Consider the following 11,040-nt stretch of genomic DNA (forward strand, 5'->3'; position numbering starts at 1 on the left):
GCGAGTTGGCGAAAGACAGCTTCTCTGAATATCCTTTTTCAGAGAAATTAAGGTATCAGTGGGCTCCAACTTAGATATCACGCGCCAGTTTTTCCGCATAACCCGTATAGCTGCGCGGTGTTAACTGCATGAGTTCGGCTTTGGCGTCGGCCGGCATATCCAGACTTTCAATAAAATGCTGCATTTGCTCCGGAGTAATTCGGTGACCGCGCGTCAGCTCTTTGAGTTTTTCATAGGGTTTTTCTATGCCGTAACGGCGCATGACGGTTTGTATCGGTTCTGCCAATACTTCCCAATTGGCATCCAGGTCGGCTTCAATCGCCTGCGCATTGATTTCGAGCTTACTCAACCCTTTCAATGTGGATTGCAAGGCAATACTTGTATGGGCAATACCGACACCAATATTGCGCAGTACGGTTGAATCGGTGAGATCTCGTTGCCAACGGGACACGGGCAGTTTTTCGCTTAAAAAATTCATGATGGCATTGGCAATACCCAAATTACCTTCAGAATTTTCAAAATCGATAGGATTGACTTTATGAGGCATGGTTGACGAACCGACCTCCCCGGCAACGGTTTTTTGCTTGAAATAACCCAGCGAAATATAACTCCAGATATCGCGATTGAAATCCAGTAAAACAGTGTTAAAACGCGATAACGCATGAAAAAACTCGGCGATATAGTCATGCGGCTCTATCTGGATAGTATAAGGGTTCCAGGTTAATCCCAGTGACTCCACAAATGCTTTAGAAAACCCAGGCCAATCGACTTCCGGGTAAGCGACGGCATGTGCATTGTAATTGCCGACCGCTCCATTGATCTTGCCCAAGAGCTCAACCTGTTCCAGCTGCCTGGTTTGCCGCTGCATACGCGCGACAACATTGGCAAATTCCTTTCCTGTCGTCGTAGGAGTGGCCGACTGACCATGGGTCCGGGACAACATGGGCTGTGCTGCAGTTGCATGGGCAATTTTTCTGATTGCGTCAATGCATTCGTTGATTTGACCCAGTAACACGCTCCGCCCTTCTTTTAACATCAAGGCGTAAGACAGATTATTGATGTCTTCAGACGTGCAGGCAAAATGGAAGAATTCGTTGACCGCTGTTAACTCAGCATTCTGGGCGGTTTTTTCTTTAAGCCAATACTCAACTGCTTTCACATCATGATTCGTGGTTTTTTCAATATCCTTGATCCGCTGGGCATCCTGTTCGGAAAACTGTTCCACCAGCGTATCGAGAAAGCTCAAGGTAGCTTCGCTAAACTGCTGCACCTCTTTAATCTGAGGATGTTCAGCCAATGCTTGCAGCCAACGCACTTCAACCTGAACCCGGTAGCGAATTAAACCGTATTCGCTGAATATTGGCCGAAAAGCTCCGACTTTGCCGGCATAACGTCCGTCAATGGGTGAGATGGCAGTTAAAGCAAAATTTGTCATAAGTTAAGTCCGGAAAAGATTTTAAAAAAGTATTAGAGCCCCCGAATTCGTCAGCCGACAAACTCAGGACAAACGGAATGTATCGGCTTAATCAACGCTTATGTCAGAATCTCTATTGGCTCGGGATTCGATGATGCCGCCACCCAGACACGTTACGCCCTCATAAAAAACTACCGACTGCCCAGGCGTTATGGCTCGTTGAGGCTGGTCAAAATGTACCTGATAGCGATCATCACTCAGCAGTGTTACCAGGCAATCCTGGTCGGCTTGACGATACCGGGTTTTGGCTCGGCATTTAAATGATCCGACCAAAGGGGTGTTGCTACACCAATCCATTTTTGTTGCCACCAGCGTATTATGCAGCATTAACGGATGATCGTGGCCCTGTCCGACAATCAAAACATTATTCGTTAAATCTTTTTCCAGGACATACCAAGGTTCGTCTGGCGCATCTTTTACACCGCCAATTCCCAAACCCTGACGCTGGCCCAGCGTGTAATACATCAGCCCTTGGTGCTTGGCGATGAATTTGCCGTCAGGTGTGCGCATGTCACCCGGCTGGGTCGGCAAATAGCGCTGCAGAAATTCCTTGAATTTCCGTTCGCCAATAAAACAAATCCCGGTACTGTCTTTCTTTTTTGCGTTATCGAAGCCGGCTTTTATAGCCATGGCCCGTATTTCAGGTTTATGAAGATGACCGATAGGAAACAGAGTTCTGGCCAGTTGAGGCTGCCCTAAAGTATAAAGAAAATAGCTCTGCTCTTTGTTGGGATCCAGGCCTTTCAACAGATAGTATTGGCCGTTGTGCTCACGCACTCGTGCATAATGACCTGTCGCAATGTAATCGGCGCCCAAATCATCCAGCGCATAATCCAGAAAGGCTTTAAACTTGACATGCTTGTTACACAGGATATCGGGATTAGGTGTGCGTCCGGCTTCAAACTCGGATAAAAACACCTCGAATACTTCGTCCCAATATTCACTGGCAAAATTGACCGTTTTAAGAGGAATACCCAGCTTATCGCAGACTTGTTGAGCGTCAGCCAAATCCTCCATCGCGGTGCAGTATTCGGTGCCATCGTCCTCTTCCCAGTTTTTCATGAACAAGCCGGTCACATCATAGCCTTGTTCAAGCAGGATGAGCGCAGTCACTGAGGAATCGACCCCTCCAGACATGCCGACGATAATTTTCTTGCTCATAAATCCAGATCTAGAAAGTTTTGTGTTATAGATAACGGAAATTTTTGACCATTGAGGTACTCATTGATACAAATCATCACCAAAGGACTTCGCAACCGGCCCAACTTTTCAAGTTCAGGCTTAGTCAGCCAATGCGTCGCAACAATTCCGTCATCCAGGATCACAGAAGGATCAAAAGAATGAACTTTACCTGAAAAACACACTCGCAAAAATGTCGGATAATCAGAATTTCTACTCCACAATTGAACTGCAACCAGACTTTCCGGCTCAAAAAGCCAACCGGTCTCCTCATGGACTTCACGTTTGACGGCGGTGAGTAAATCCTCACCTTTTTCCAAGTGGCCAGCCGGTTGATTAAATGCCAGCCCTTTTGAGGTTTCCTCCTCAACCAGAAGAAAGCGATTATCTTCTTCTACGATTGCGGCAACAGTAACATGGGGTTTCCAAACCATTCATTCATACTCTGAATTTTGGGGCGGCCATTGTACTTCATTTACTAAAGATATGTGGTTAAAGATTGAAATTTACACTTGTAATCATTATGTTAAACTCTATGTCGAACTCACTTTGTTTTAGACTGTATTCAAATGTATGTCTGATTTAATTCCATCACGAGATAGCGATGTCGGGTTGGCTACTCAGGAGGCTAAGCCTCAACTGAAAAAACCCCCATTGTATAAAGTCATTCTCTTGAATGATGATTTCACCCCTATGGATTTTGTCGTAGAGATTTTGATTGAATTTTTCAACATGTCACTTGAAAAGGCGACTCAGGTCATGCTTCAAGTTCATACCCAGGGCGTTGGCGTCTGCGGAACCTATTCCAAAGATGTCGCGGAAACAAAAGTTCACATGGTCAATAAATACTCGAGGGATCATCAGCACCCTTTGATGTGTTCAATGGAAAAAGCGTAGGGCGGAGAAATTATGTTAAGTAAAGAGCTAGAGGTCACGCTTAATAACGCATTTAAAAATGCCCATGACAAACGTCATGAGTTCATAACGGTTGAACATTTGCTGCTGGGATTGCTCGACAATTCAACAGCAAGGCCGGTTTTAAAAGCTTGCGGCTGCGATATCCCTAAACTTCAGAAAGAATTGAATCAGTATATCGATGAAACAATTTCTTTAATTCCTGAAGGCATTCAACGAGAAACCCAACCGACACTGGGTTTTCAGCGGGTTTTGCAACGGGCTGTTTTTCATGTTCAGGCGACTGACAAAAAAGAAGTCACAGGTGCCAATTTGTTCGTAGCCCTGTTCAGTGAACAGGACTCTCATGCGGTTTATCTGCTGAACAAACATAACATTTCCCGGCTGGATGTCGTCAACTACCTTGCTCACGGCGTTTCCAAACTTGATTCGGATAATGAAAATGAAGCCGATGGCGAGTCCGATATGCCCAGCAGCATTTCCGAATCGTCAGAAAGTCCGCTGGATAAATATGCCACCAATCTTAATGAAGAAGCCAGACGCGGCAATATTGACCCTCTGATAGGTCGTGAAATTGAAGTTGAACGCACCATTCAGGTTCTGTGCAGAAGACGCAAAAACAATCCCTTACTGGTCGGTGAGGCGGGCGTAGGCAAAACGGCAATAGCTGAAGGGCTTGCCAAACGGATCGTCGAGGAACAAGTCCCCGAAGTCCTGAACGGCTGCACGATTTATTCGCTTGATCTGGGCGCCTTAGTAGCAGGCACCAAGTACCGCGGCGATTTTGAAAAACGTCTGAAAGGACTGATCAATCAATTGAAAAAACAGCCTGAAGCCATTCTTTTCATTGATGAAATACACACCATAATTGGAGCCGGATCGGCCTCGGGCGGCGTCATGGATGCTTCCAATCTCATTAAACCGGTGCTCGCATCCGGTCAGCTGCGCTGCATTGGCTCAACTACGTACAAAGAATATCGCGGTATTTTTGAAAAAGATCATGCCTTGGCCCGCCGCTTCCAGAAAATTGACGTGGTAGAACCTACCGTCGAAGATACTGTGTTGATTTTGAAAGGCTTAAAATCACGGTTTGAAGAACATCACGATATCAAATATTCTCACGAAGCCCTGCGATTGGCGGCTGAACTGTCAGACCGCTACATTACTGACCGCCAATTGCCTGACAAAGCCATTGACGTGATTGACGAAGCAGGCGCAAAACAGCGGTTGCTTCCGGCATCAGAGCGCAAACAAATCATTGATACCCTTGAAATTGAGGACATCGTTTCCAAAATTGCCAGGGTGCCTGCCAAATCAGTCTCTTCCAGTGACGCTGAGAAACTTGAAGCATTGGAAAAAAATCTTAAGATGCTGGTATTTGGTCAGGATGAAGCCATCTCTGCGCTTGCCTCTGCTATCAAACTATCCCGAGCGGGTCTGCGTGATACCCAGAAGACGATCGGTTCTTTCCTGTTTTCAGGACCTACAGGGGTAGGAAAAACAGAAGTCACCCGTCAGTTGGCAAAAGTTCTAGGCGTTGAATTGATCCGGTTTGATATGTCCGAATACATGGAAAGACATACCGTTTCAAGATTGATTGGCGCACCTCCCGGCTATGTAGGTTTTGATCAGGGCGGCTTATTGACCGAACAGGTTAACAAGCATCCTCATGCCGTATTGTTACTTGATGAACTGGAGAAAGCGCACCCAGATGTATTCAACCTGTTATTACAGGTGATGGATCACGGCACGCTGACTGACAACAATGGCCGCCGGGCTGATTTTCGCAATATCATCCTGGTGATGACTACGAATGCAGGCGCATCCGAAGGCAGCCGGGCATCGATTGGCTTCACTCATCAGGATCATGCGACCGACAGCTTGAAAGCGATAGAAAAAATGTTCTCTCCAGAGTTTAGAAACCGGCTGGATGCCATCATTCAATTCAAACCACTGGACATTTCTATCGTAGGTCACGTCGTTGACAAGTTTATTTTTGAACTTGAAGCGATCTTGACTGAAAAAAATGTCACTCTGATGCTTGATACAGACGCCAGGCTATGGCTTGCCGAAAACGGATGCGACCCAAAAATGGGAGCAAGACCCATGGCCAGACTTATTCAAGAAAAAATCAAGAAACCGTTAGCAAATGATCTGCTCTTCGGCAAACTGGTGAAAGGCGGACACGTCCGGATTTTTGTGGAAAATAATGAACTAGCCTTCTCAATAGAAAGCAAAGAACTTGCTGTATCAGAGAGAAGTTAAGAGAAAAAGCTGCGCTTTCCCGTCGGTTGAAAGACGGGAACTAGCGCATGCGGAATGTTATTCTTCCTTTGCTCAGATCATAAGGCGTCATTTCAACTTTAACCTTATCACCTGTTAAAATTCTGATGTAATGCTTACGCATTTTTCCGGAAATGTGGGCCGTTACAACGTGTCCGTTTTCAAGCTCTACTCTAAACATGGTGTTTGGAAGGGTTTCAACAACCTTACCTTCCATTTCAATTTGATCTTCTTTTGACATCTACCTTTTCCAAGCATTTTAAAGCCGCGAATCATACCACAGACTCAGTGGTTTTAATAGCTACATATGCTTGATCAATGGAGATGTACGCGATTCTTACAGAATGTCTATGCTGCTTTTTTTCGGCCATAAGCCATCAAACCTACCAATCCAGTTCCCATCAAGAGCATTGCACCGGGAACAGGGACAAAATCAGGCGTCGTTGTAATAAGCAGTGAATCGTAACCCGAGGTTGATTCAAAACCCATGTTGTCTTGAATAGGTCTGACATCGCCTATCTTTTGCAAATTGACGTTATTGATATGATCATCATTACCAAAATCAAAGTACATTGACTCCCCATTGCGTTTTAGCATTACGTCATAAAGTAAAATGGCTGAACTAAAATCAGCATCCACTACATCAACTATACCTAAACCCAAAGCATAAAGACCCGCAGTAAAGTCACCAGGCAATAACCATGAAACTGACCTTTCGTTCGTGTACTTGTCAAATTCTGAGGTGCCTACAGGAAAATCAGAATATTCCGATTCAGGCTCCACATAATCCAATACCTGAACTACACCACTTAAAGTCACATAAACATAATCGTTGTATGTTTCGTCAGGAACTGAAATATCCTCTTTCGTCAATAATCTGTATTTAAAAGAGAGTTCATCATTTGCCAGAAGATTGACACTGCCTTTGACAGCAGATCCTTCTACTCCGACTGCAACGCCCTCAACTACAAAATCATTAATCGGCAATTCGAAACCCAAATCAGCTATGGCACCAGGCGCTAGAGAATGAAACTCTTCAAGGACAGAAACTTGCTGAGAAGAGTCTGACAAAACCTGAAAAGACATTAAGAAAAGAGCGCCGCCTATCAGTAATAACGGGTTAGATTTTAATTTCATGCCGGATCAACCTTATATAAAAAAATAATTTAAATTCATTTAGCCTCACAAAACAATGCTCTAAGCTGAAAGCGCTATTTTTTTAATCGTTTCAACCCAGTCATCGCCACTGTTTAAACTTTCCACCAGCTGTATCTTTTCTCCGCCGTGTTTATGAAATATCTCCTGGTATTCAGTACCAATTTCGTAGACAGTTTCAAGACAATCCGCAGTAAATGCGGGCGAAAAAACCAGCAATTTTTTGGCACCTTTCAACGCAAGTTCTTCGATGACTTTATCACTGAAAGGCGTTAACCATTTATTGTCCAACCGGCTTTGAAAGCTCAAGGTAAATTTGTCTTCGGGTATACCCAGTTTTTCAACCACGGCTTTTGTGGTTTGGTAACAAGCCGCTTTATAACAGTAATAATTAGTCTCTGTTAAGCTCTCTTCGCAATCATGATCCTTGCATAAGTACCCATCATTATAGACCTTATCAACCTGTCTTTCAGGTAAACCATGGTAGCTGAAGATAATGTGATCATATTGATTAAGATCGTATTTTTTACCTCGATTGACAATGCAATTGATAAAGTCATCGTTATCAAAATACTGGGAAATAATTTTAATCTCGGGAATCACCCACCACCGGCTGACGATTTCCATAAACCTTTGTAAAGCACTGCCTGTGCTGCTGGATGCATATTGTGGAAATAACGGAAAAACGATAATTTTATGAAAGCCTTCCTTACGCATGCGTTCCAGCACAACATCCATACTCGGATTTTTGTAACGCATAGCCATCTCAACTTTTATGTCGCCGCCCACGGCTTTTTGTAGCTTATTTTGCAGATCAACCGTGTGTTTCAGTAACGGCGAGCCATATTCCTTGTCCCAGATTGCCTTATAAAGCTTCGAAGAACTGCCGGAGCGAAACGGCACAATAATACAATTGACCAGAATTTTTCTGGCTAACCAAGGAATATCAATCACTCGCGGGTCATTTAAAAACTGACTCAAATAGCTTCCTACATCCCATCGGCTCGGACTATCAGGGGTTCCCAAATTCAAAAGCAAAATGGCGGTTTTTGATTTCACTGATTGTTTTCCTTTTCAAAACTGTAACTTAAAGTGGTTTTAAACAATTATATAACGAGAAAATTGAATACTGTACAAACTGGAAACAATGCCGGTAAATCGGGCCTTGCTTTCATAATGCCATGCTCCTATTAATACCTTGCGCACTTCAAATTTCGGCAGTGTCTAAGGAGGCAACGGGTTGTTCGGCAAAGGCTTTGCCAGCATGGATGGTTTTACGGCGTCCTTTGACGGGCACCCCGGTGGCCGAATTTCGATCTACGATGAGTGTAAACCGGCTCAACCTGTTTCATCCTCATCACCCGGATAATCGACCCATTGCTTGCCATCGAACAACTGTAAGGGTTGGTAATTACTTTTATAAGCCATTTTTTGGCACTGTTTTATCCAAAATCCGAGGTAAAGCCAGTCCAGCTTTAGTTGTCTGGCGTGTTCAATTTGCCAAAGAACAGCATATACACCCGGACTGTAATCAGAAAAGTCCGGATCAAAAAACGTATAGACTGCGGACAAGCCATTTTCAACTTGATCGACAACCGCTACCGCAAACATTGCGCCCTCATTACGGAATTCTACAAAATGCGTATTACACCAATGACTGCCAAGAAACCCCATAAAGTCATCTGCTTCCAATTCCAAATTGCCGTGTTCGTTATGCCTGCTGGCCAGATATCGCTTGTACAAAGCAAACTGACCGGCATCGAATAGATCCGGCTTGATAACAACTTCGGTCTTTTGGTTACGCGCAATACAGCGCTTTTGGCTGCGATTGGGCATAAACTCAGACACCTTGAGCCGCGTTGGAATACACGCATTACAAGACGTGCAACTCGGCCTGTAAACATTGTCACCGCTGCGGCGAAAACCCAAAGCTATCAGATCAGAATACAGTGCGTTATTAATAGCCTCGGAAGGATGCACAAACGCGGAGCGCGCAATATGATTTTTAAGGTAACCGCAGGGATATTCACCAGACACATAAAGATTGATGGTTGTCATCGCGCTTGCCAAGCATCCGGCCCTGGTCCGAGATCACAAAATTTGTGTAAAAGATCAATGAATTCCTGCCGGTCTATTTCCTCTGCGCCTAAACTGAGCAGGTGATGCGTCTTGACCTGACAGTCAATCAACCGATAATTCCATTGCCTGAGTTTTTCAACAATAAAGGCAAAAGCCACTTTGGACGCATCCGTTCGCGTATGAAACATCGATTCGCCGAAAAAAACCTGTCCAATTGCAACGCCGTATAGCCCTCCTGTCAGTTCTCCGTTACACCAGGCTTCCACCGAATGGGCAACCCCCATATGGTGTAAATCAATATAAGCGTCTTTGATTTCATCCGTAATCCAAGTACCGGACTCATGATTCCGAGGCTCTGCGCATCCGTCCATAACTTGCTCAAACGCTTGATCATAGGTCACAACATAATCACCTTTTCGCAGCCTTTTGGCGAGGCTTCGCGAAACGTTCAACTTTTCCGGAAAGAGCACCAGGCGAGGATCGGGCGACCACCAAAGAATGGGCTCGCCAGGGTTATACCAGGGAAAAATACCTTGTCTATACGCATTGACCAGCCGAACAGGAGACAAGCAACCACCTACAGCCAGCAATCCATTCGGATCCGGCAAGGCAAGGTAAGCGGGCGGAAACGGCTCGCTGTCGTTTAGGGGATCAAGAACAGCCAGTTGCATGGTCTCTCATCACAAATTGAACTTCATTGCAAACTACTCGCCCGCTTGGGATGGAAGGTGTAGGTGATTGATTAAAAAGGCTTCTGCAACAGGAATGTTGCAGAGAGCTATAGGGACGTATTCATTCGTCCTTTGAAATCAAGCCACTACACCCAACAATAGGGGAGGAGGTGGGCAAGATACTTTTATTATTTCAAGTACGGGGAACATTGACCCATTCACCCCTCAAGCCATTTCAATTGTCAAGCTCATCCAAAAATTTTTCCGCATCCAGCGCGGCCATACAACCTGACCCTGCCGAGGTAATCGCCTGTTTGTAGATAGAATCCATGACATCGCCCGCTGCAAAAACGCCAGTCACACTGGTAGACGTTGCATTACCCTGAATACCGCTTTTTACTTTGATATAGCCATGATCCATATCCAATTGACCATTGAAAATATCCGTGTTTGGCGTATGCCCAATGGCAATGAATACACCATGGACGTCCAGCTCTTCAGTGGAATCGTCCTGCGCGCTTTTGATTCTGATACCGGTAACGCCCATGTCGTCGCCCAAGACCTCATCAAGCGTGGAATACCATTTGATCTCGACATTTCCGGACCGTGATTTTTCAATGAGTTTGTCGGACAGAATTTTTTCAGAGCGAAATTTATCCCGGCGATGAATCACGGTCACCTTGGATGCAATATTGGACAGATAAAGCGCTTCTTCAACCGCAGTATTGCCGCCCCCAATCACGGCAACCGGTTTATTCCTATAAAAAAAGCCATCACAAGTCGCGCAGGCTGAAACACCTTTGCCTTTGAAGGCTTCCTCCGATTCCATGCCCAAATATTTTGCTGACGCCCCCGTGGCAATAATCAGTGCATCGCAGGTATAAACACCGGAATCGCCAGTGAGCTTAAACGGCCTTGAAGACAAATCGGCCGTATGAATATGATCAAACACGATTTCGGTTTCAAAACGCTCCGCGTGTTTAAGCATTCTCTCCATTAAATCAGGACCTTGTAATCCTTCTACATCACCCGGCCAGTTATCCACATCGGTTGTTGTGGTCAACTGCCCCCCTTGTTGCATGCCCGTAACAATAACCGGTTTTAAATTGGCGCGCGCGGCATAGATTGCCGCTGTATAGCCTGCAGGACCCGAGCCCAGGATAAGAAGCCTGCAGTGTTTAATGTCAGTCATTGAATTTTCTCCAAAGAGGATAAGAAATAATTTTGTCTACAGATTATCACTTGAGAATGTTTATTCTCAAATTTTTGCTGATTATCCGCTAA

At 45.0% G+C, this 11,040-nt stretch carries 11 protein-coding genes; 2 read left to right on the forward strand and 9 right to left on the reverse strand.

Annotated elements, in window-relative coordinates:
• Positions 1 to 70 precede the first annotated feature (70 nt).
• From purB to GO003_RS23085, 3 genes are all read right to left on the reverse strand, one after another.
• Positions 71 to 1,435, reverse strand: coding sequence for an adenylosuccinate lyase (purB, locus tag GO003_RS23075; RefSeq protein ID WP_159658233.1), 1,365 nt, complete (start codon positions 1,433 to 1,435; stop codon positions 71 to 73).
• 87 nt (positions 1,436 to 1,522) lie between these two features.
• Positions 1,523 to 2,635: a tRNA 2-thiouridine(34) synthase MnmA gene (gene mnmA / locus GO003_RS23080; protein ID WP_159658232.1), complete on the reverse strand. Its 1,113-nt coding sequence runs from the start codon at positions 2,633 to 2,635 to the stop codon at positions 1,523 to 1,525.
• Complete coding sequence (locus GO003_RS23085; RefSeq protein ID WP_159658231.1) at positions 2,632 to 3,087, reverse strand: NUDIX hydrolase; 456 nt, start codon at positions 3,085 to 3,087, stop codon at positions 2,632 to 2,634. Before GO003_RS23085 ends, mnmA begins: the two co-directional genes overlap by 4 nt.
• A 139-nt stretch (positions 3,088 to 3,226) precedes the next feature.
• Between GO003_RS23085 and clpS the strand changes: the two genes are divergently transcribed.
• Both clpS and clpA read left to right on the forward strand, forming a co-directional pair.
• Positions 3,227 to 3,550, forward strand: coding sequence for an ATP-dependent Clp protease adapter ClpS (gene clpS / locus GO003_RS23090; protein ID WP_159658230.1), 324 nt, complete (start codon positions 3,227 to 3,229; stop codon positions 3,548 to 3,550).
• Between the two features lie 12 nt (positions 3,551 to 3,562).
• Positions 3,563 to 5,833, forward strand: coding sequence for an ATP-dependent Clp protease ATP-binding subunit ClpA (gene clpA / locus GO003_RS23095; protein ID WP_159658229.1), 2,271 nt, complete (start codon positions 3,563 to 3,565; stop codon positions 5,831 to 5,833).
• 40 nt (positions 5,834 to 5,873) lie between these two features.
• On the opposite strand, the gene infA is transcribed toward clpA, so the two are convergent.
• The 6 genes from infA to trxB all read right to left on the reverse strand — a co-directional run bounded on the left by infA (position 5,874) and on the right by trxB (position 10,948).
• Positions 5,874 to 6,092, reverse strand: a complete 219-nt coding sequence (gene infA, locus GO003_RS23100; RefSeq protein WP_159658228.1) for a translation initiation factor IF-1 — start codon at positions 6,090 to 6,092, stop codon at positions 5,874 to 5,876.
• A gap of 107 nt (positions 6,093 to 6,199) precedes the next feature.
• The gene (locus GO003_RS23105; protein WP_159658227.1) at positions 6,200 to 6,988 is read right to left on the reverse strand and encodes a hypothetical protein; all 789 of its coding nucleotides are present in this window, start codon (positions 6,986 to 6,988) and stop codon (positions 6,200 to 6,202) included.
• Between the two features lie 60 nt (positions 6,989 to 7,048).
• Positions 7,049 to 8,065 (reverse strand): ferrochelatase, encoded by a 1,017-nt coding sequence (gene hemH, locus GO003_RS23110; protein WP_159658226.1) that lies wholly within the window; start codon positions 8,063 to 8,065, stop codon positions 7,049 to 7,051.
• Positions 8,066 to 8,344: 279 nt separating this feature from the next.
• Complete coding sequence (locus GO003_RS23115) at positions 8,345 to 9,064, reverse strand: arginyltransferase (protein ID WP_159658225.1); 720 nt, start codon at positions 9,062 to 9,064, stop codon at positions 8,345 to 8,347.
• Entirely contained in the window at positions 9,061 to 9,756 is a 696-nt protein-coding gene (aat, locus tag GO003_RS23120; RefSeq protein ID WP_159658224.1) for a leucyl/phenylalanyl-tRNA--protein transferase, read from the reverse strand. The genes GO003_RS23115 and aat overlap by 4 nt, the downstream gene beginning before the upstream one ends.
• 235 nt (positions 9,757 to 9,991) lie before the next feature.
• Positions 9,992 to 10,948: a thioredoxin-disulfide reductase gene (gene trxB, locus GO003_RS23125; protein ID WP_159658223.1), complete on the reverse strand. Its 957-nt coding sequence runs from the start codon at positions 10,946 to 10,948 to the stop codon at positions 9,992 to 9,994.
• Positions 10,949 to 11,040 lie beyond the last annotated feature (92 nt).

This window comes from Methylicorpusculum oleiharenae (assembly GCF_009828925.2).
Lineage (GTDB): Bacteria > Pseudomonadota > Gammaproteobacteria > Methylococcales > Methylomonadaceae > Methylicorpusculum > Methylicorpusculum oleiharenae.

Coding starts and splice junctions, on each gene's coding strand:
- mnmA (WP_159658232.1), bottom strand. CDS start 2,635: ATGAGCAAGAAAATTATCGTCGGCATGTCTGGAGGGGTCGATTCCTCA.
- GO003_RS23105 (WP_159658227.1), bottom strand. CDS start 6,988: ATGAAATTAAAATCTAACCCGTTATTACTGATAGGCGGCGCTCTTTTC.
- trxB (WP_159658223.1), bottom strand. CDS start 10,948: ATGACTGACATTAAACACTGCAGGCTTCTTATCCTGGGCTCGGGTCCT.
- GO003_RS23085 (WP_159658231.1), bottom strand. CDS start 3,087: ATGGTTTGGAAACCCCATGTTACTGTTGCCGCAATCGTAGAAGAAGAT.
- aat (WP_159658224.1), bottom strand. CDS start 9,756: ATGCAACTGGCTGTTCTTGATCCCCTAAACGACAGCGAGCCGTTTCCG.
- clpS (WP_159658230.1), top strand. CDS start 3,227: ATGTCTGATTTAATTCCATCACGAGATAGCGATGTCGGGTTGGCTACT.
- GO003_RS23115 (WP_159658225.1), bottom strand. CDS start 9,064: ATGACAACCATCAATCTTTATGTGTCTGGTGAATATCCCTGCGGTTAC.
- purB (WP_159658233.1), bottom strand. CDS start 1,435: ATGACAAATTTTGCTTTAACTGCCATCTCACCCATTGACGGACGTTAT.
- infA (WP_159658228.1), bottom strand. CDS start 6,092: ATGTCAAAAGAAGATCAAATTGAAATGGAAGGTAAGGTTGTTGAAACC.
- clpA (WP_159658229.1), top strand. CDS start 3,563: ATGTTAAGTAAAGAGCTAGAGGTCACGCTTAATAACGCATTTAAAAAT.